The sequence below is a fragment of the Kitasatospora sp. NA04385 genome (genome assembly GCF_013364235.1).
In the GTDB taxonomy this organism is placed as follows: Bacteria; Actinomycetota; Actinomycetes; order Streptomycetales; family Streptomycetaceae; genus Kitasatospora.
In genome coordinates this window covers 6,441,043-6,460,756 of sequence record NZ_CP054919.1, presented here as the reverse complement: position 1 = coordinate 6,460,756, position 19,714 = coordinate 6,441,043, and the positions used below count along the sequence as shown (strand labels likewise).

Below are 19,714 nucleotides of genomic sequence, written 5' to 3'. Positions count from 1 at the left end.
GTCAGTTCACCGCCCCGGCGGGCCGGTCGGCCGATCCGGCCAGGCGGAGTTGCTCGTCCTCGACGATCCGGACCGCGAGTGCCCGGTCGGAGACGTCGACGGCCTCCGGGGCGGCCTCGGCGAGGTCGCTGCGGCGGGCGTACTGGTCGAACAACTCGGCCTTGCCGCGGAGCAGTTCGACCAGGCGGCGGTCGAGGCTGTCGGCGGCCAGCAGCCGGTGCACCCGGACCCGGCGGATCTGGCCCATCCGCTGGGCGCGGGCCACCGCTTGGTCCTCCAGGGTCGGTTTGAGCTGCGGCTCGCAGAGGATCACCACGTTGGCGGCCTGGAGGTTGAGGCCGAGCCCGCCGGCCTGGATCTGGCAGAGCAGCACGGCGTGGCCGTCGGCGGCGGTGAACGCGTCGACCAGTTCCTGCCGCGCCTCGGCGGGCAGCGATCCGGCGACGGTGCCGGTGACGGCTGCGCCGAGCGCGCCGTGCACGGCGGCGAGCACCTCCCGGAAGTACGAGAAGACCACCACCTTGTGCCCGGACTCGGCGGCCTCGGCGACGAGTTCGCGCAGGCGGCGCAGTTTGGCCGAGTGCGCGGGATCGGCGTAGGCGGCGCGGCGCATCGCCATGAAGTTGCCCTCGGCGACGGCGGCGGCGTACGCGGCGCGGTCCGGCCCGGAGAGCTCGTCCCACTCGTCGACCCGTACCACGTCCGGGAGTTCGGTGAGCACGTCCTGCTGGTTGCGGCGCAGGTAGGCGGGGGCGACGGCGCGGCGGAAGGCGAGCGGGCCGAGGGCGCCGAGGCCGGCCGGGAGGTCCGCGAGCAGCTCGGGCTGGAGGTGGCCGATCAGGGTGCGGAACTCCTCGACCCGGTTCTCCATCGGGGTGCCGGTGAGGAACAGCACGTGCTCGGTGCGGGCGGCCCACTCGGCGACCAGCCGGGTGCGCCGGGCGGCGGGGTTCTTCACGAAGTGCGCCTCGTCGACGACCAGCGCGGTGACCGGGTCGGCGGCCAGGGTCCGCAGCGACTCGTAGGTGGCGACCAGGACGCCGCCGGTGGCGAGCCAGCGTTCGCGGGCGGCCTCCCGGCCGGGGCCGTGGTAGCGGTGCGGGGTGAGCGTGGTGCGTCCGGCGGTCTCGCGCTGCCAGTTGACCAGCACCGAGGCGGGGCACACCACCAGGAAGCGGCGTCCCTGCCCCGCCGCGGCCAGGTGGGCGAGGACGGCGAGCGACTGGACGGTCTTGCCGAGGCCCATTTCGTCGCCGATCACCACCTTCTTCCTGGCCAGGGCGAACCGGGCGCCGAACGCCTGGTAGCCGCGCAGCGAGACGGTGCAGCCGCGGTCGTCGAGCGGCTGGGCGCGGACCTGTTCGGCGAGGCCGTCGGGCAGGTGGCCCTCGGCGGCGGCCCGGCCGTCGGTGGCGGTCGGCCCGGCGAGCCGGCCGTCCTCGGCGAGCACGGCCAGTTCGGCGTAGAACTCGGCGGCCCGGTGCTCGAACTCGACCCAGACCTCGACCTCCCCGGCGGGCGGGCGGAGCAGGTCGGCGGAGGCCTGGGCGAAGCGCAGCCCGGCCCCGGCGGCCTCGGCCCGCTCGCCCTCCGCGGCCAGCGACTCGACGGCCCGCCAGGCCCGTTCGCGCTTCTCGGCGCCGGCCAGCAGGCCGCGCAGCCGGCCCCGGGCGTACGCGGCCTCGGCCAGCGGGGCCGCGTAGCGGGCGTCGAGTTCGGCGGCCTCGGCGGCGGCCCGGCGGGCGGCGGGCCCGGCCAGCACCAGCCGGTGCAGGGCGGTGACCAGTGCGGTCGCCTCGGCGTCGGGACGGGCGGGGTCGAGGCGGACGGCGGTGCCCTCCTCGACGGCGGTGGCGATCTGTCCGGCGGCGGCGAGCAGGTGGGCGGCGGTGGGGCCGCCGATGCCGGGAATCCGCAGCAGGTCCTGCCGGGTGGCGTCGCGCACGGCGGCGACGGTGGTGTAGCCGGTGGCGCGCAGGGCGCCGGTCTGCAGGCGGCCCTCGGTGACGTCCTTGAGCCGCTCGACCGGGATGGCCGCCAACTCGGCGCGCACCAGCCGCCGGAAGATCCGCCGGTGCGCCTCGGCGACCTGCCCGACGGCCGCCGCGTGGTCGGCCACCAGGGCCCGCGCGGCGGCCCGCTGCCGTTCGGCCACCGCGACCACGTCCCTGGCCCGGCGCACGCCGCCTCCCGCCACCTGCGTCTCCTCACACCCGCCCGTCCGTCCGCCCCATCCTGGCACCCGCCACCGTCGGCCCGACCCGGGGCCACCGGGCTCGGGCCGGAGCCGGAGTCGGCGGGATCGGGCCAGGGTCGGAGTCGGCGGGATCGGGCCGGGCCGCCGGGCTCGGGCCGCCCGGTCAGCGCTTCCGGCAGGCTTCGGCGGTGAACCGGGCGAGCGGGGCGACGACCGTGGTGGTGCTGCCGTCGGGCTCGGTGCGGTCGTAGCGGACGGTTCCGGGGGCGAGTCCGTCCAGGTCGGCGGCCGTGAAGGAGACCTCGGTGGTGTACCAGCCGTTGTCCGCGCTGTGGGCGTAGAGCCGGTAGCCGGTGCCGGGGTCGAGGGCGCCGACGTAGGCGGTGGCGCTCCAACCCTCGGCGGGTCCGTCCAGGCGCCAGGTGGTGGTGCCGGAGTCGAGGGGGTCCGCGGGCGTCCAGGTGCCGAACCGGCCGTCCTGTCCGGCGACGGTCGTGTCGAGGTTCACGGCGGCCATCTCCCGCCCGCAGAGCGCCAGCACGCCGATCGGGTGCCCGTCCTCGGTCATCGACAGGCCCGCCGCGCCGTCCTGCCCGGCCGTGCAGGCCGAGGTCGCGGCCAGCGCGAGCCCCGCCCCGAGGACTCCGCCCCGACGCCGGAGCGCCGACCCCCGTCCCCCCGGTCCCATGTCCCCTCCTCGTCGGCCCGGGCGCACGCCGGACCGGACCCACGGTAGGGGCGGCCCGTGACGGCGGGGACAGCGGACGGTACCGAAACGATCTCAACGTCCGGCGCGGTCAGCGCAGTCGGCGCGGTCAGCGCGGTCAGCACGGTCAGCGCGTCCAGCGCGGTCAGCGCAGTTCGAGGACGTCCGCGAGGCCGGCCGCGGCGAAGGCGGCGAGCAGCGGTTCGCGGCCCTCGGTGAAGTGGGCCCAGCTGTCGTAGTGGACGGGGACGACCCGGCGGGCGCCGAGGACGCGGGCGGCTTCGGCGGCGCGGGCGCTGTCCAGGGTGAGCAGGGCGTTGTCGAAGATGCCCGCGCGGGCGCCGCCGGCGAACAGGACGGCGGTGTCGACGGGGCCGAAGCGTTCGGCGATCCGCTCGACCACCTCCAGCGAGGCGTTGTCGCCGCTGACGTAGACCACGGGCAGGCCGGGGCCGGTCAGCACGAAGCCGATGACCTCGCCGACCAGCGGTTCGCTGCCGTCGGGGCCGTGCTGGGCGGGGACGGCGGTGACGGTGACGGCGCCCAGTTCGACGCTCTCCCCGGGGGCGAGGCCGCGCGCGGTGCCGCCGAGCCGCTGGGCGCCGCCGCGGGTGGTGAGGGTGAGCGGGACGTCCGCGAGGAACGCCCGGCCGCCGTGGTCGAGGTTGTCGGGGTGCTCGTCGTGCGAGAGCAGGACGGCGTCGACCGGGCCGAGGTCGGCGGGGGCGACGGTGCCCGGGAGCGTCTTGGTGAGGAACCGGCCGTCGCCGCGCGGGTAGTCGCCGGGGGCGTCGAAGGTGGGGTCGGTGAGCAGGCGCAGGCCGCCGTACTCGATCAGGGCGGTAGGGCCTCCGAAGACCTGGACGGTGGGGACGGCGGTCATGGCACACCTCGCGAATCGGCAATCCCCTCATGGGGAATTGAAACTTTCTCCGTGAGGAGAATCTAGCGATCCCTCACGGAGAACCGCAAGCTTTCCCGTGAAGTCGCCCCGATGGCCCGTCAATCCACCCGCCTCGTCGACCAGTCGACATATCAACCCCGAGAGCCCCCCATCGACCAGAGGACACGAGGTGTCCTATAGTGAACTCAGTGTTCAGGGCATCGCCGAACCCACGAAGGAGGCCCCCGGACATGGCCGACAGCTTCGCCACGCCCAAATCCGCCCTGGTCGACCTCGCCCAGCAGCGGATGCGCACCGCCATCCCGGACGGGGACTGGTCGATCCGCCAGAAGCTCGCCCTCACCTGCCGGATCCTGTTCGACGCCGGGCACGACTCCGGCCTCGCCGGGCAGATCACCGCCCGCGCCGAACGGCCCGGCACCTACTGGACGCAGCGCCTGGGCCTCGGCTTCGACGAGATCACCGAGGACAACCTGCTGCTGGTCGACGAGGACCTCGACGTGCTGGCGGGCGAGGGCATGGCCAACCCCGCCAACCGCTTCCACTCCTGGGTCTACCGGGCCCGCCCCGACGTCAACTGCATCATCCACACCCACCCGCCGCACATCTCGGCGCTGTCCATGCTGGAAACCCCCCTGGTGGTCTCGCACATGGACCTGTGCCCGCTGTACGACGACTGCGCGTTCCTGGAGAAGTGGCCCGGCATCCCGGTCGGCAACGAGGAGGGCGAGCTGATCTCCGCCGCGCTCGGCGACAAGCGCGCCCTGCTGCTCGCCCACCACGGGCAGCTGGTCGCCACGGCCAGCGTCGAGGAGTCCTGCACCCTCGCCGTGCTGTTCGAACGGGCCGCCCGGCTGCAACTGCTGGCCTCCGCCTCCGGCCGGATCCAGGAGATCCCCGACCTGCTCGCCCGGGAGGCCCACGACTGGACCTCCACCCCCAAGCGCAGCCAGGCCAACTTCGCCTACTACGTCCGCCGCGCCCTGCGGGCCGGCCACGGCGACGCGCTGACCACCCCGCCCACCGGCACCACCGCCACCACCGCCAGCAGCACCACCGCCACCGCCACCGCCACCGACTCCCCCGAGGACGGCCCCCGTTGAGCAAGCTCGCCCTGGACGGCGTGATCGCCTACCCCGTCACCCCCTTCGACCCGGTGGACGGCGGCGTGGACACCGTCCGCCTGGCCGCCCTGGTCGACCGGCTGGTCGACTCCGGGGTGCACGCCGTCGCCCCGCTCGGCTCCACCGGCGAGAGCGCCTACCTGGGCGACGCGGAGTGGCGCACCGCCGCCGAGACCGCCGTCGGTGCGGTCGCCGGCCGGGTCCCCACCGTGGTCGGCATCGCCGAACTCACCACCCGGGGCGCGGTGGAGCGCGCCCGCTTCGCCGAACGGGCGGGCGCCGACGCCGTGATGGTGCTGCCGCTGTCGTACTGGCGGCTGAGCGAACGCGAGGTGGCCCGGCACTTCACCGAGGTCGCGGACGCGGTCGGCATCGAGGTGATGGTCTACAACAACCCCGCCACCGCCGGGATCGACCTCTCTCCCGAGCAACTCGTGGGCCTGGTCGAATCGGTGGAGAACATCACCATGGTCAAGGAGAGCAGCGGCGACCTCCAGCGGATGCACCGGCTCGCCCAGCTCTCCGGCGGCGAACTGCCGTTCTACAACGGCAGCAACCCGCTCGCGCTGCCCGCGTTCGTCGCGGGCGCGGCCGGCTGGTGCACCGCCGCCGCCTGCCTGGCCCCGGAGCAGGTGCTCGCCCTGCACCGGGCCGTCCGCTCCGGCGAACTCGCCGCCGCCCGCGAGGTGTTCGGCCGTCTGCTGCCGCTGCTGCAGTTCCTCGTGACCGGCGGGCTGCCCACCACCGTCAAGGCCGGACTCGCCCTGCGCGGCACCCCGGCCGGGGCGCCGCGCCCGCCGCTGCTCCCGCTGGACGACGCCCGCAGCGGGCAACTCGCCGCCCTGCTGCGGGAGATCGACGAGGTCGGCGCCCCGCAGGCCGCCTGACGGTCCGTCAAACCGCCTTCCCGGCCCCGCCCTTCACGGCAGGGTCGGGACGCGGCCGTCCGCGGCGCCCGGCTCGTCGTGGATCACCACCAGGATCTCCGCCGCCCGCCCGCCGGTGCTGCGGCAGCGGTGCGGCACGGCGGCGTTGAAGTACACGCTGTCGCCCGGGCCGAGGCCCACCGTCCGGTCCGGGAACTCCAGTTCGGCGTTGCCCGCATGCACGAACAGGAACTCCTCGCCGCGGTGCGACTTGAACGCCTCCGCCGGTCCGTCCAGCGGCGGGTACATCATGAAGGGCACCATCTGCTTGCCCGGCAGCGCCGCGGCGATGCCCTCGTAGCGCGACCCCTCCGGCCCGCCCAGCGGCGTCCGCTCACCGGCCCGGACCACCGTGACCAGCTCGGGTTCGACCTCGTCCGAGAAGAGCCGCCCGACCTCGACCCCGAGCGCCTGCGCCAGCTTCAGCGCGGTGGAGATCGACGGCTCGCTGAGCCCCCGCTCCACCTTCGACAGGTAGCTCTTGGTCACCCCGACCTGCGCGGCCAGTGCCTCCAGGCTGAGTCGGTTCTGCGTGCGCAACGCCCTCAGTCGGCCGGCCATCCGAATCACGTACCCCTTGCTCCGTCGATGCCGCCCATTCTCCCATCCCGCCCGTCGACCATCCCGCCCGTCGGCCATCCCGTCCGTCGGCGCCGGGCGGACCGGATGCCCCCGCACACCCCTCCTCACGGGCAACGCATGCGTTTACCATGAGGGGCATGAGCCAGCGCACCACCCCCGCCCCGACCGGCCCCGCCGCACCACCACCGCCACCGCCCGCGCCCGCGCCCGCGCCCGCGCCCGCGCCCGCGCCCGGGGCCGAGCAGTACCCGGCGCTGGACTTCGCGAACTCGCTGCTGACCCTGCCGGGCGGGCCGCTGGACCTGCTGGGCGAGCCGGCGGCGGCCTCGGCCTGGCTGGTGGAGCACGGCCTCGCGCCGGAAGCGGGACGGGTGCTGGAGCCGTGCGCCGTGCGGCTGCGGGTGTTCCGGGGCGCGGTGCGCGAGCTGCTGGCCGCCCGGACGGCCGGGCGGCCCGCGCCGCCCGGGGCGCTGGCGGCGGTGAACGAGGCGCTGACGGCGGCCCCGGCGGTGCCGCTGCTGTGCTGGGACGCCGAGCGGGGCCTGCACCGCAGCCTGCCGCACCCGGCCGACCGGATCGCCGACCGGGCGATGGCCCGGCTGGCCGCCGACGCCGCCGACCTGCTGACCGGCCCGGACGCCGAGCGGCTGGCCCGCTGCGGCGGCACCCCGTGCAGCCGGTTCTACGTCCGCACCCACGCGGCCCGGCACTGGTGCTCGACCCGCTGCGGGGACCGCGTCCGGGCGGCCCGCGCCTACGCCAGGAAGCGTGCGGAGAGCGGCAGTTGACGTAGCGCCGGAGAACGGCGAGGGCCCCGGCCGACCGGCCGGGGCCCGGGAACCGCGCGACGTCAGCGCGTCGCGGCCGGGAAGGTCGGGTACTCGACGCCGGAGACGTGCTGGACGACCCGGACGACCTGGCAGGAGTAGCCGAACTCGTTGTCGTACCACAGGTACAGGATCGCGTTGTCGCCCTCGACCTTGGTCGCGCCCGCGTCCACGATCGAGGCGTGCCGGGAGCCGATGAAGTCGCTGGAGACCGCGTCGGGCGAGTCGATGAAGTCGATCTGCCGCTTGAGCGGGGAGGTCAGCGAGACCCCCCGCAGGTGCTCCAGGACGTCCTCGCGGGTGGTCTCCCGGGCCAGCTGGAGGTTGAGGATGGCGATCGAGACGTCCGGCACGGGGACGCGGATCGAGCTGCCGGTGATCTTCGCCCGCAGCTCCGGGAGCGCCTTGGCGACGGCCGAGGCGGCACCGGTCTCGGTGATCACCATGTTGAGCGGCGCGGAGCGGCCGCGGCGGTCGGCCTTGTGGTAGTTGTCCAGCAGGTTCTGGTCGTTGGTGAACGAGTGGACGGTCTCCACGTGGCCGCGCAGCACCCCGTACGCCTCGTCCATCGCCTTCAGCGGCGGCACGATCGCGTTGGTGGTGCAGGACGCGCAGGAGATGATCCGCTCGTCCGGCTTGACGGTGTCGTGGTTGACGCCGTGCACGATGTTCGGGACGTCGCCCTTGCCCGGGGCGGTCAGGACCACCTTGGCGATGCCGGGGCGCAGGTGCCGGGAGAGCCCCTCGCGGTCGCGCCAGCGGCCGGTGTTGTCGATCAGGATGGCGTTGTCGATCCCGTACGCGGTGTAGTCCACCTCGCCGGGGTCGTCGGAGTAGATGACCTGGATCGCGTTGCCGTTGGCGACGATGGTGTTGGTCGCCTCGTCCACGGTGATGGTGCCCTGGAACTGGCCGTGGATGGAGTCGCGGCGCAGCAGCGAGGCGCGCTTGACCAGGTCGTCGCCGCCGCCGTTGCGGACCACGATGGCGCGCAGCCGCAGGCCGCCGGCCTTCTCGACCAGCAGGCGGGCGAGCAGGCGGCCGATCCGGCCGAAGCCGTACAGCACCACGTCGCGCGGGGCCTGGCGCTCGATCTTGTGGGCGCCGGTCGCGCCCGCCACCGCCTCGGCGGTGAACTCCGCCGGGGACAGGCCGCGGTCGTCGGCGCGGTGGGCCTCGGCGAGCAGGCCCAGGTCGATCTGGGACGGGCCGAGGTCGAGCGAGGAGAGGGCCTGGAGGAAGGGGAAGGTCTCGGTGATCGAGAGCTCCTCGCCGGCGATCTGGCGGGCGAAGCGGTGCGTCTTCAGGATGCTGACCACCGACTTGTTCACCAGGGAACGGCTGTGCAGCAGGATGGTGACGTCCCGCTCGCGGTGGAGCCGCCCGATGATCGGGATCATCGTCTCCGCGAGTTCCTCGCGGTTCTTCCAGTCCGTGAACACGTCGTCGTTGACAGTCACAATTCAACTTTCGAGGGTAGGCCGAGCTGAGGGCAGGCCGATCTGAGGGTTGGCCGAGCTTGGTCGCGCCCCATGCTAGCCACGGCGCCCGGACCGCCCCGGGGCCGGTCCCCCCGCTGACCAGCGGTGGTTCGCCCCGGACGGGCCCGGCGGACGTGACGGCGGCCACATCCGGCCCGCCCGCCCGCCGCTTCCGCGCTGCTCCGGGCCGGACCTGACGGCGCGTCGGGCCCGGCCGCGCCGACCACCGGGCGTGACCAACGTCACCCGCGTCGCGTTCGTCACTCCGGTGGGTGACGGTGCGCCAGTTTTCCGGTCCCGCGGTCCGGACCGCCCGCAGAGTGGTCCCGGACGGGCCCGGCCGCACCGGTGCCGGACCCGCCGCCGACGAAGGGACGACCCTCCCATGGGACACGAGGCGCACCAGCGGGTGGCATTGGTGTTCACCCTGTTCGACGCCAACGGCAACGGGGTGCTCGACGCGGACGACTTCGACCTGATGACCGCGCGGGTGCTCGCGGTGGCCGACGACTCGCCCGCCGCCGACCGGCAGGCGCTCGCCGACAGCCTGGCCCGCTACTGGCAGGTGCTGTCCGAGACGCTGGACGAGAACGGCGACGGGGTGATCAGCCCCGCGGAGTTCCGCGGCTTCGTGCTGAACCCCGAGCTGTTCGGCGCCACCGCCGCGGCCTTCGCCGACGCGCTCGCCGCGCTCGGCGACCCGGACCGGGACGGCCTGATCGAGCGTCCCCGGTTCCTCGACCTGATGCTGGCGATCGGCTTCGACAAGGCCGGGACCGAGGCGCTGTTCGACGCCTTCGGCCCGGACGGGCAGGACCGGATCACCGTCGCGGCGTGGGCCGAGGGCATCCGGGACTACTACGCGCCCGAGAAGTCCGGCATCCCCGGCGACCGGCTGCTCCCGCAGTCCGCCTGACCCCGCCCCTTCCCCTCCCAGGAGTCCCGCAGTGACCGCACCACTCATCGCCCTCGCCGTCGGCCGGGGCACCGGCCCGGACCTCGCCCCCGTCTTCGAGCGGGTGCTCGACCGGATCACCGGCCGGCACGGCACCCGGGTCCGGGTGGAGCGGTCACCGCGGCTCTACCACTCGTACGTGTCGCTGCGCGCCGAGGCGGCCGGCACCGCGGAGATCGCCGCGGTCACCGAGCAGGACGCCGCGCACTACGAGCACTTCTGCCGCGAGCAGGCGGCGGCCGGCGCCCGGGCGGTGTTCCGCACCGCGATCAACGCCCAGTCGCTGTACCTGGTCCGGCAGCGGCTGGCCGCCGTCAAGGTCGAGCCGCTCACCGCCGGTGCGGCGCGGCTGCTGCTGGTCCGCGACCAGGCCCAGGGCTTCTACACCGGCGAGAACCGGCACACCCCCGGCCGGGTGGTGCGCACCACCGAGTTCAGCCGCGCCGTCACCGAACAGGTGGTGCGCTACGCGGTGGACCGCGCCCGGCAGTGCTGGCCCGAGGGCCCGGCCCGGGTGGTGCTCGCCTACAAGTACCACCTGCTGGACGGGGCGCTGGACGACTGGGCGCAGGGCCTGTCCGCCGAACTCGGCCTGGACGTCACCCCGTTCCAGCCCGACACCGTCAACCGCAACCTGATCGCGCACGGCCCCGAGGACCGCACCCTGCTGGTCGCCGGGAACGAGTGGGCCGACATCATGCACGTCGTCCTGCTCGACCGGTACGGCTCGGAACGGCAGGAGAACCGCTGCACCGAGAACGTCCACCTGCACCCGGCGCTGAACGGTCTCACCGAGTACCAGACCGTGCACGGCTCGGCCGACGACCTGGCCGGCCGCGACCTGGTCAACCCGGTCGCCACCATCCGGGCCGCCGCCCGGATCGCCGAGCGGCACGCCGACTGCCCCGGCGCGGAGGCCGAGGTCGAGGCCGCGATCGCGGCCGCGCAGGCCCGCGGCGTCCGCACCCCCGATCTCGGCGGGACGGCGGGGACCACCGAGGTGGTGGACGCGGTGCTCGCCGCCCTCGCGGGGACGACCGTGCCCGGCCCGACCCCGGCGGCCGAGGCGGTCGGCGCGGTCGGGGCGGTGTCCCGGTGAGCGGCGCGGCCGTGCCGGAAGCGGGCACGGCGGAGGCGGGCACGGCGGAAGCGGGCACGGCGGAGGCGGGCACGGCGGAAGCGGGCACGGCGGAGGCGGGCCGGACGGCCCTGCTCGTGGTCGACCTGCAGAACGACTTCTGCGCGGGCGAGGTCGCCGCCGCCCGCTTCCCCGGCGACCCGGCGCTGCTCACCCGGGCCGCCGCCAACAGCGTCCGCGCGGTGGAACTGGCCCGGGAGTCGGGCGTCGAGGTGCTGTTCGTCCGCTTCCTCGGCGACGTCGCCCACCAGGGGGCGGCCTGGCGGCGGCGGGACGCCCGGCTCGGCAAGCGCCCCAAGTGCCTGGAGGGCAGTCCGGGGGCCGAGTTCCACGGCGTCCGGCCCCGTCCGGACGAGGCGGTGTTCACCAAGCGCGCCTGCTTCGACGCCTTCCAGGACCCGGAACTCGAACCGCACCTGCGCCGCCGCGGCGTCCACCACCTCGTGCTGGCGGGCCTGTTCACCGACGTCTGCGTGGACTCCACCGCCCGCACCGCCTTCCAGCGCGGCTTCCACCTCACCGTGCTGCGCGACTGCACCACCGCGCTGCACCTGGCCGACGCCGACGTCCTGCGCTTCATGGCCCGGGTGTACGGCGCGCGCGTCACCGACCTCGACCGGAAGCCCTTCGCGGACGAGGCGTTCACCGACGAGGCGTTCACGGGCGACGCGTTCGAGGGCGACGCGTTCGAGCAGAGCCGCGCCGCGGAGGTGCGGCGGTGACCGCCACCGACGCCCCCGGGGTGGAGGCGGGCGTCGGCCGGACCGCCCTGCTGGTCGCCAACGCCCGTGCGCTGGAGGCCCGTCGGGCCGGGGCGCTGGCCGTCGACCCGTTCGCCGAGCACTTCGTCCGCGCCTCGCCGGGCTGCGCCGACTGGCCCGACGACCCGGCCCTGGTCTCCCCCGACGACCCGGTGTGGGGGCGGCTGGCCGGCTACTTCGCCCTGCGGACCAGGGTGTTGGACAACCACCTGCTCGACGCGGCGTCGGCCGGTGTCCGGCAGGTGGTGCTGCTCGGCGCCGGCCTGGACAGCCGGGCCCACCGGCTGCCGTGGCCGACCGGCACCACCGTCTGGGAGCTGGACCGCCCCGAGGTGCTCGGCTTCAAACAGCGGGTGCTGGACGACATCGGCGCCGTCCCGCTCGCCGGGCGCCGCACCGTCCCGGTCGACCTGCGGGCGGACTGGACGGGCGCGCTGACCGCCGCCGGGCTCGACCCGGCCCGGCCGGTGGCCTGGCTCGCCGAGGGCCTGTTCCCGTACCTCCCGGCCGAGGGCGAACTCGCCGTCGTCACCGCGCTGGACGGTCTGAGCGCCCCCGGCAGCACCCTCGCGTACGAGGTCAAGACCGGCCTGGAGTCGCCCGCCGTCCGCGCCTCCCCCGTCTACACGGCGGCCCGCGAGCGGCTCGGCATCGACCTGCTGGCCCTGTTCGCCCCCGGCCCGCGCCCCGACACCGCCGCCGCCCTGACCGGCCTCGGCTGGGCCATCACCGTCAGCACCCCCTTCGCGTACTCCTCCGGCGCCCTCCGCCCGGAGCCGCACGACGCACTCGCCGCCAACCGCTGGGTGACGGGGGTGAAGCGGCCGGGCCCGTCCTGACCGGTCGGGCCGCCGATCGGCCGCCGGCGGCCGACGGCCCCCGCCGCTTCCCCGGCCGTCCGGTCGTCCGGCCGTCCGGTCGGCCCGGTCAGGCGTCGTCCGTCAACCCCCGCAGCACGGGCCCGAGTTCGGCGATCAGGCGGCGGTAGGTGTCGAACGCGGGCTTGGGCGTGTGGTCGTCGCGCAGCAGCCCGAAGTGCTGGAACGGGCTCGTCCCGGCGCTGTCCGCGTCGCGCAGCGCGAACAGCGCGTAGCCGTCGATGCCGAGCTCCCCGGCCCGGTCGGCGACGGTGCGGATCACCGTCTCCAGGGCCCGGGCCTGGTCGGCCTCGGCGCGGCCGGGGCCGGTCGGCCAGCCGTTCTCGCAGATCCGGACCGGGACTCCGGCGGGGATGCCCGCCTTCGGCAGGTCGGTGTGCCGGAAGGTGTCCAGCAGCCAGCCGGTGACCTCGGCGAGCCGGTCGGCGGGGACGGGCCGGAAGACGTCCGGGAAGCAGTCCAGGCCGACGTAGTCGAGCGCGTCCCGGAAGCGGTCGTCGGCGAGCCTGCCCAGGTCGGACCAGAAGGCGGCGTCCGGGTCGAGGCTGGGGACGGCGTTGAAGCCGACGGCGGCGTCCAGCCCGAGCGCGCGCACCTCGTCCTTGGCGGCGACCACCCCCGCCACCAGCGCGGCCAGCACGTTCGGGACGCTGCCGTCCAGCACCGGCAGGTCGGCGTTGGGCTCCTCGCAGACCTGCACCGAGCCGAGCCGGTCGCCGAGTTCGCGCACCTGGCCCCGCACGTACGCCTCCCAGCCCGCCAGGGAACCGGTCGGCTCGCGGAACTGGAGCACCAGGTCGACCCGCCGCCCGGGCCGCCGCAGGTACGCCTCCCAGCCGTCGGGGGTCTGCGGCGGCGCGGGGACGGTGGCGGCGAAGGAGCGGTAGACCCGCACCCGGAAGCCGGGTTCCGCACCCTGTAGCAGGTCGAGCGCCCCGGCGATCCGCGCCGGGTCGTCGGGGCGGACGGGGTGGGCCAGGCCGTGTTCGTCGCCGAGCAGCCCGCCCGGGTAGATGCCGAAGGTGAACTCCCGTCTCCGGTAAGCCATTTCGCTCTCCTCGTCACCGTCGGAAAAACTTGGCGTGACACCAATTTTTCAGTGACCCTATCATTCCGTCGTCATTCCGTAGGATGGGCGCATGGGCCTTCGCGAGACCAAGAAGCAGCAGACCCGCACCGCCATCGCGGACACCGCGCTGCCGCTCTTCCTGGCGCACGGCTTCGACCGGGTCACCGTCGCCGAGATCGCCCGGCACGCCGGCGTCTCCACCAACACGGTGTTCAACTACTTCCCGGCCAAGGAGGACCTGTTCTTCGACCGGCAGGACGAGGTCGAACGGCACCTCGCCGCCCTGGTCGACCCGCTCCCGGCCACCGCCTGCTGCCCCGCCGCGGCCGTCCGCGACGACCTGTGCGCCGCCCTGCGCCGGGCCGACCCCGCGATCGGCCTCGCCCCCGACTCCGCCGCCTTCTTCCGCACCGTCGAGGCCAGCCCCGCGCTGCGCGCCCGCGAACGCGAGATCGGCGAACGCGTCGAAGCCGCCCTGGCCGCCGCCCTCACCACCCGCCACCCCGCCGACGCCCCCCTGCTGGCCGGCACCCTGACCGGCCTGCACCGCGCCGTCCTGCGCGAACTCCGCCGCCGCGTCCTGGCCGGCGACCCGCCCACCGCCGTCGCCGCCGACCTCGCCGCGGCCACCACCCGCGCCTTCGCCCCGCTCTGCGCCTGCGCCGCGCCCGGCACCGCCTGAGCCCCGGCGCCGCCCGCCGCCCGGGCCCGGGTCCGCCGCACGAACGCCCGCCGCCCACCGCCCACCGCCCACCGCACGAACGCCCGCCGCCCACCGCCCACCGCCCGCCCGAGGGCGCTCCACCTACGCCGCGTCGCGGCCGTGCTCGGTGCCCGCCATCGCCCGGCGGATCAGCGGGCGCAGCGGCCGGGCCTGGAGGGTGCGCATCGCCAGCGCGTTGACCCGGATGCCGAGCGCCGTCTTCGGCGCCGCCGCGGCGACCCGTCCGGGCGGCAACTGCTGGGCCGAGGCGGTCCGCGGGCGCATCGTCCGCTCGAAGGCGGCGAGCGCGGCGGGCAGCCGGCCGGGGTCGGCGAGGGCCCCGGCCGCGTCCAGGGCGGCGGCCAGTTCGGCGGCGCCGCGCAGGGCCAGTGCCGTGCCGAGGCCGCTGAGCGGGCTCGCGCACCAGGCGCTGTCGCCGAGCAGCACCACCCGGCCGTCGTGCCAACTCGGCACGTGCACCTGGTCGTAGGTGTCCAGGGCGAAGTCCTCGGCCTGCCGGGCGGCGGCCAGGAACTCCCGGGTGCGCCAGCCGACGTCGGCGAAGGTGCGCTCCAGCAGGGCGAACCGGGCCTCGCGGTCCCGCCGGGGCGGCAGCGCGTCGGCGGCGAAGGTCAGCCCGATCTCCTGCTCGCCGGCCCGCCCCGGCCGGGCCGCCACGCTCCGGCGGCCGGACGCGTTGTGGGTCAGGAACCAGCCGTCCAGCCGCGGCGTGCCGGGCTGCTCGCGCAGGGTGAACCAGGCGTGCGCCAGGCCGAGCGGCCTGCGGTAGCGCTGCTCCGGACCGAAGCGCAGCGCGCGGACCTTCGAGTGCGCGCCGTCGGCACCGACCACCAGGTCGAACTCCTCCGCCCCGCCGCTGCGGAACCGGGCCAGCACGCCGGTCGGGACGTCCTCCAGCGCCTCGACGGTCTCGCCGAAGCGGTGCGTGACGCCCGGCCCGGCCGCCCGGTGGAGGATGCGGGCCAGGTCGCTGCGGAGCAGCTCCTCCGCGGAGACGTAGCCGCGCCCGTCGAAGGCGGTCACCGGCATCTCGGCCAGCCGCCGCTCCCGCTCGTCGATCCAGGCCGCCCCGGCCTGCGGCACCAGGCAGGCCAACGCGGCCGGGAGCAGCCCGAGTTCGTCGAGCACCCGGCGGCAGTCGCCGCGCAGGTCGACGGTCTGCCCGCCGGTCCGCGGCGCCGGGGCGATCTCGGCGACGGTGACCGCCCAGCCGGCCCGCTCCAGCATCAGTGCGAGCGCGTCCCCCGCGATCCCGCCGCCCACCACCAGTACCCGCGCCATGGCGCCCTCCCGTTCACCTCGACCACCGGATTCGCACTGACGCGAATCTTTCGCATTTAGCTTGGCACGTCGCCACTCACTAACGCAACAGATTCGCGATAAGCTGGCGGAGTGACGCAAGCAACCGGAACCTCCCGACCCGGCGGGCGGACGGCCCGCACCAGGGAGGCCGTCCACGCGGCCACCCGCGAACTGCTGGCCGAGTCCGCCGACGGCACCGTGGAGATCGCCGAGGTCGCGGCCCGCTCCGGCGTGCACGTGGCCACCATCTACCGCCGCTGGCGGACCGCCGACGGGCTGATCATCGACACCGTCGTGGAGGAACTGGGCCGCCGCTCCCCGCTGCCCGCCACCGGCGACCTGCGGGCCGACCTGCTCCACTGGATCGGCCGCCTGCTGACCGACCTGCGCGAGCCCGGCCACCTGGCCTTCTTCCGGGCCCTGCTGCGGACCGGCGGCCGGGTCGAGAACGGCCTCGACTTCGTCGAACCCCGGATCCGCCAACTCCAGGACACCCTGGAGGCCAGCGGCACCACGGTGCTGACCTGGACCGACCTGCTCGAACTGATCCTCACCCCGGCCTACGTCCGCGCCCTGCTCTCCTTCCCGATGGACCCGGCGACCGACGCCGCCCGCCTGGCCGACAACGTCATGGCGATCCGGGCGGCCCGCGAGCGGGCCCAACAGGCCGAACAGACCGACCAGACCGGGCAGGCCGAGCAGACCGGATAGGCCAGGCAGACCGGGCAGACCTGATACCTCGACCGCCCCGACGCACCCGTCCGAGTGCCCCGACCCGCTTCGGCCCGCGCCCCCGCCCCGGGAGCGCCTAGGAGCTGTCCGGCCGATATGGGCGCGGGGAGTCGGCGGAGGTTGTCTGCGCGGTCCCATAGCCTGCGCCCATGACCACCGAGGAGCACCTCTCGACGATTGACGCGTTGGCCGCGCAGCCGTTCCCGGAGGTGGCCCATGCCGACGCCTTCGGGGGCGGTGGACCTGAGCATCATGTGCGCGGCCTGCAGGTCAGTCGGGATTTCTGGGATGACGACGACGGGCAGGCCCGGGTCGAGGCCGAAGCCGAACTGCAGGCCCGCCTCGACGACTTGGCGGCACGCCTGACGGATCGGTGGGGCAGTGCGTTCGTCGTGGACCTCGGACCGCATCTCAGCGCCGGCTGCGAGGGGGAGCCGGTGCCCGAGCCGCTCGACTACCTCAGCCAGCAGGCCGTGAGCATGCAGGTGTGGCCGCTCCCCGACAGCGGTCGTTGGCTCGCGCTGGCGATCGGCCAGGCCGACAAGGAGCTGCCTCTCATCCTGTTTGCTGCGGTCGGCCGGGCTTCCGCACTCGACGTGAACGCGAGTGGCCGGTCATGAGCGGAGCCGCACGATGACAGCTGCAGCTGGGGCAGTGCCGAGGAACACGTAGCCGCGCTTGTCACACCCCGTAGCCACCGCACGGAAGTTCTTGAGCCGATTGGCGGCTCGTTCGACAGTGCTGCGCTTCTTGTACCGCTCCTCGTCGAACCCGGTGGCCGTCCGCCTCTCGATCCCTTGCGCAGGAACGGGCGACAGTCACATGATCGGCCCGACAGGTCCTAGTTGACCCAGGCCCCAGGGGTACCGGAACCGGAGGTCCCTTCCCGGAGGAAAACCCGAAGCTGGTGCGTTCCGTCATTGTGGTACAGGTGGCTCGTGCTGCCGTATGCCCATGCGGTGTAGGTCGTACCTCCGTTGGAGGTGTTTCGCTGCTCCAACTGGACCATGCAGTCGGATGCCCCGGAGGTCACCCCGACCGCCCAGTTCCAGCTGCTGCCATCCGAGACTATCCAGGCATAACAATGAGGACCAGCCACGGTGCCGCCGAAGTTGTAGGCACTTCCGGCGAAAGCGGTTGTCGCGGTAAGTCCGAGAACCCCAATCACCGTTACGCCTACGGCCATCAGCTTCTTCGTCCGACTCAGAACGCCCTTCAACTGGATCCCCTCCCAAGCTCGTTGGCGCATTCAGCGAGTGCGCGCTACCGCGTCTTGATCGAGTCCGGACTCCGCGCAAGATGTTCAACGATATTGGTTCGGACGGAATCAAACCACCGCTCACTGCGTCCGTTTCCCTTGTGCCGGCAATCCACTCCTTGCACCTCCTGGTGCACGTCGGCATTGGCCGGGGTGCAGGGCTTCGGCGAAGTCGCGGGATGTCCGATTCGTGAATGTGGCCTCGAGAGGGTGAGAGGCGTTCACGGATACGGATGTCCGGCCCGAGGCCCAGCCTTACGGCAGCTTCAAGCTGTCGACCAGTTGCACCTGGGGATCCCACGCCGCCGGGCGTTCGCTCACCGGTCCGCGCCAAGGGCAGCCAGCCTCGATCCATGCGGCTCGCGCGGTCATGACCCCCGCATTCGAGGCGTCCTCGTAGCCGAACTCGATGAAGCAGCAGCTGCAGATTGCGAACGACGGCGTCAGTCCGTCGGAACCCCAGGGATCGAATCCCTGATCGAGCCCGCACACAGGGCAATGGGCTCCTGGCCTCGGTGTCCTCGTCACAGGCTGATGCTACGTGCCGTCGGCCCCGTCGCTGATGCCTGCCCGGGTCGGGCAGGCACGGCTTCCAAGATCATGGAGTTCTCTACGCCCCGTGATCCAAGTGGAAGACCGTGCCTGTCGACGCATCGTCTCTGATCCCGCCTGCCCTTGACCAGCTCCGCGAGCGACCCGAGGTCGCTCCTGCCGGGGTTCCGGGGCTGCCGGGGCGATTGGCCGCGGTGCCGGACCCTCGTGATCCGCGCGGGGTGCGCCACGCGCCTGCCGTCGTGCTCGCGCTGACCGCGTGCGCGGTGCTGGCCGGGGCGACCTCGCTTCTGGCGGTGGGCGAATGGATCGCCGACGCCCCGGCCCAGGTGCGGGAGCGCCTCGGTGTCCGCCCCGATCCTCTGGTGCCCGAACGGCTTCTGCCTGCCGAATCGACGGTCCGCCGGCTGCCGGCCCGCATCGACGCCGACGCGCTGGACCGGGCCGTCGGCCGCCGGCCCGCAGACCGCCGACCCGTGAGCGCCGGCTTGCACGGGCTGGCGGTGGACGGCAAGAGCCTGCGCGGAGCCGCCAAGGCCCATGGCCGCAAGATCCGCCTCCTCGCCGCGATGGCGCACACCACCGGCCCGGTCCTGGCCCAGTTGGACGTCGGCGAGAAGACGAGTGCGCCACGCGCGATGGCGACCTTGCGCAACCTGGCCGTCGGAGCCCTGAAGCGGACCGGCGTCACGAACATCACCGCCGCCCTCCGCCGCAACGCCCGCGACCCGCAGAGACCACTCGGACTCCTCGGACTCCTCGGACTCGCGTGATCACAAACCGGACATCACCCGACTACGCCGAAGCCCTGGGCCGGGGTGGCCTGCGAGCACCATGAGCGGGAGGGCTGCATTCCGTTGCTCGGGTCCGCTACCACCGGTCCGGCGTACCGCCGACGCCCTCTTCCTGGCGGGCGACGACACCTCCTGGTCACCGGAGGCCGGCTCGATCGTGTGCCGGCCTCCGGTGTGAACGTGACCCGGGGGGTGATGACCCTGCTCGGCGGGTGCAGCGCCCCGGGCGGCCCCAGCCCCGGCGACCTGCTCGCCCACCTCGATGACCGGCCCCTCCCGCCGGACGCGCTGGACGGCCGCGGGGAGTCGACGGTCGGGCTCAGGGCCGCCGGACCGCGCCCTCCTGCCTCACGAAGTCGACCCGGTGCAGGGCATCGACGCCCTGGAAGGGGTCGCCCGGCAGACAACGACACCCGCTGGGGCGTCAATCGCCGCCGCAGGGGCATTGACCACACCCGGCCGGGCTGCGCTGGGTTCGATCCGCCGAGCCCGTCACAACCGGGTCGAGCTGTGCTTCACCCCGGCCCGCACGTCCTGGGCCAACCCGATCGAAGCGCACTCCGGGCCGCTGCGGCAGTTCACGATCACGAACTCCCACCACCCCCGTCACACCGTCCGGACCCGCGCGCTGTACGCCCACCTGTGCTGGCGCAACACCCGTACCCGCGCCCCGGACCTGCTGGAAGCCCAACGCCGCGAACGCGCCCGTATCCGCAGCGAAAAGGGTGTCCGCTACGGCGGACGTCCCCTCGGCCAGGCAGCCTGACCACCCCGCCGGCCCGGTGAACGTTTCCGGTCGCAGCA

General features: G+C 74.3%; 18 protein-coding genes and 3 pseudogenes. 12 read left to right on the top strand and 9 right to left on the bottom strand.

The features are described 5' to 3' along the window. Position 1: 1 nt before the first annotated feature. From HUT16_RS28625 to HUT16_RS28615, 3 genes are all read right to left on the bottom strand, one after another. Positions 2-2,197 carry a DEAD/DEAH box helicase gene (locus tag HUT16_RS28625; protein WP_176190931.1) on the bottom strand — a complete coding sequence of 732 codons (2,196 nt, stop codon included), beginning with the start codon at positions 2,195-2,197 and terminating at the stop codon, positions 2-4. A 163-nt stretch (positions 2,198-2,360) separates the two neighbouring features. Next, the gene (locus HUT16_RS28620) at positions 2,361-2,885 is read right to left on the bottom strand and encodes a hypothetical protein (protein ID WP_176190930.1); all 525 of its coding nucleotides are present in this window, start codon (positions 2,883-2,885) and stop codon (positions 2,361-2,363) included. Between the two features lie 163 nt (positions 2,886-3,048). After that, a complete protein-coding gene (locus HUT16_RS28615; RefSeq protein WP_176190929.1) occupies positions 3,049-3,786 on the bottom strand; it encodes an MBL fold metallo-hydrolase in 738 nt (245 codons plus the stop codon). 251 nt (positions 3,787-4,037) lie between these two features. Here HUT16_RS28615 and HUT16_RS28610 point away from each other — a divergent pair, with 251 nt between their 5' ends. After that, on the top strand, positions 4,038-4,910 hold the full coding sequence (locus tag HUT16_RS28610; protein WP_176190928.1) for an aldolase: 873 nt from the start codon (positions 4,038-4,040) through the stop codon (positions 4,908-4,910). Next, the gene (locus HUT16_RS28605) at positions 4,907-5,818 is read left to right on the top strand and encodes a dihydrodipicolinate synthase family protein (RefSeq protein ID WP_176190927.1); all 912 of its coding nucleotides are present in this window, start codon (positions 4,907-4,909) and stop codon (positions 5,816-5,818) included. The genes HUT16_RS28610 and HUT16_RS28605 overlap by 4 nt, the downstream gene beginning before the upstream one ends. 33 nt (positions 5,819-5,851) lie before the next feature. On the opposite strand, the gene HUT16_RS28600 is transcribed toward HUT16_RS28605, so the two are convergent. Beyond that, complete coding sequence (locus HUT16_RS28600) at positions 5,852-6,418, bottom strand: helix-turn-helix domain-containing protein (protein ID WP_176190926.1); 567 nt, start codon at positions 6,416-6,418, stop codon at positions 5,852-5,854. Positions 6,419-6,576: 158 nt separating this feature from the next. Here HUT16_RS28600 and HUT16_RS28595 point away from each other — a divergent pair, with 158 nt between their 5' ends. Continuing rightward, positions 6,577-7,227, top strand: coding sequence for an ABATE domain-containing protein (locus tag HUT16_RS28595; RefSeq protein WP_176190925.1), 651 nt, complete (start codon positions 6,577-6,579; stop codon positions 7,225-7,227). 62 nt (positions 7,228-7,289) lie between these two features. On the opposite strand, the gene HUT16_RS28590 is transcribed toward HUT16_RS28595, so the two are convergent. Then, a complete protein-coding gene (locus HUT16_RS28590; protein ID WP_176190924.1) occupies positions 7,290-8,726 on the bottom strand; it encodes a glyceraldehyde-3-phosphate dehydrogenase in 1,437 nt (478 codons plus the stop codon). 406 nt (positions 8,727-9,132) lie between these two features. On the opposite strand from HUT16_RS28590, the gene HUT16_RS28585 reads away from it, so the two are divergent. Beyond that, on the top strand, positions 9,133-9,663 hold the full coding sequence (locus HUT16_RS28585) for an EF-hand domain-containing protein (protein ID WP_176190923.1): 531 nt from the start codon (positions 9,133-9,135) through the stop codon (positions 9,661-9,663). Between the two features lie 31 nt (positions 9,664-9,694). Further along, positions 9,695-10,801 (top strand): isocitrate/isopropylmalate family dehydrogenase, encoded by a 1,107-nt coding sequence (locus HUT16_RS28580; protein ID WP_176190922.1) that lies wholly within the window; start codon positions 9,695-9,697, stop codon positions 10,799-10,801. 53 nt (positions 10,802-10,854) lie between these two features. Here the strand turns inward: HUT16_RS28580 and HUT16_RS39875 are convergent. Next, positions 10,855-10,932 (bottom strand): annotated as a pseudogene (locus HUT16_RS39875) (hypothetical protein); the annotation flags it as partial. Between HUT16_RS39875 and HUT16_RS28575 the strand changes: the two are divergent. Both HUT16_RS28575 and HUT16_RS28570 read left to right on the top strand, forming a co-directional pair. Further along, positions 10,912-11,562, top strand: a complete 651-nt coding sequence (locus HUT16_RS28575) for a cysteine hydrolase family protein (protein WP_254898383.1) — start codon at positions 10,912-10,914, stop codon at positions 11,560-11,562. The pseudogene HUT16_RS39875 and the gene HUT16_RS28575 overlap by 21 nt on opposite strands. Further along, a complete protein-coding gene (locus tag HUT16_RS28570) occupies positions 11,559-12,440 on the top strand; it encodes an SAM-dependent methyltransferase (protein WP_254898031.1) in 882 nt (293 codons plus the stop codon). The genes HUT16_RS28575 and HUT16_RS28570 overlap by 4 nt, the downstream gene beginning before the upstream one ends. Positions 12,441-12,528: 88 nt before the next feature. Here the strand turns inward: HUT16_RS28570 and HUT16_RS28565 are convergent, their stop codons facing one another. Continuing rightward, positions 12,529-13,527 carry a hypothetical protein gene (locus tag HUT16_RS28565; protein WP_176190921.1) on the bottom strand — a complete coding sequence of 333 codons (999 nt, stop codon included), beginning with the start codon at positions 13,525-13,527 and terminating at the stop codon, positions 12,529-12,531. 91 nt (positions 13,528-13,618) lie between these two features. On the opposite strand from HUT16_RS28565, the gene HUT16_RS39395 reads away from it, so the two are divergent. Then, complete coding sequence (locus tag HUT16_RS39395; RefSeq protein WP_176190920.1) at positions 13,619-14,230, top strand: TetR/AcrR family transcriptional regulator; 612 nt, start codon at positions 13,619-13,621, stop codon at positions 14,228-14,230. 123 nt (positions 14,231-14,353) lie between these two features. Here HUT16_RS39395 and HUT16_RS28555 read toward each other — a convergent pair whose 3' ends face one another. Then, positions 14,354-15,553: an FAD-dependent monooxygenase gene (locus HUT16_RS28555; RefSeq protein ID WP_176190919.1), complete on the bottom strand. Its 1,200-nt coding sequence runs from the start codon at positions 15,551-15,553 to the stop codon at positions 14,354-14,356. 111 nt (positions 15,554-15,664) lie between these two features. Here HUT16_RS28555 and HUT16_RS28550 point away from each other — a divergent pair, with 111 nt between their 5' ends. Beyond that, positions 15,665-16,285, top strand: coding sequence for a TetR/AcrR family transcriptional regulator (locus HUT16_RS28550; protein ID WP_176190918.1), 621 nt, complete (start codon positions 15,665-15,667; stop codon positions 16,283-16,285). 170 nt (positions 16,286-16,455) lie between these two features. Next, entirely contained in the window at positions 16,456-16,926 is a 471-nt protein-coding gene (locus tag HUT16_RS28545) for a hypothetical protein (RefSeq protein WP_176190917.1), read from the top strand. Here the strand turns inward: HUT16_RS28545 and HUT16_RS38665 are convergent. Continuing rightward, positions 16,921-17,111 (bottom strand): annotated as a pseudogene (locus HUT16_RS38665) (IS5/IS1182 family transposase); the annotation flags it as partial. The gene HUT16_RS28545 and the pseudogene HUT16_RS38665 overlap by 6 nt on opposite strands. Before the next feature lie 1,247 nt (positions 17,112-18,358). Here HUT16_RS38665 and HUT16_RS28540 point away from each other — a divergent pair. Further along, on the top strand, positions 18,359-18,889 hold the full coding sequence (locus tag HUT16_RS28540) for a transposase family protein (RefSeq protein WP_254898030.1): 531 nt from the start codon (positions 18,359-18,361) through the stop codon (positions 18,887-18,889). 426 nt (positions 18,890-19,315) lie between these two features. Beyond that, positions 19,316-19,676, top strand: a pseudogene (locus HUT16_RS28535) (IS630 family transposase); the annotation flags it as partial. Positions 19,677-19,714 lie beyond the last annotated feature (38 nt).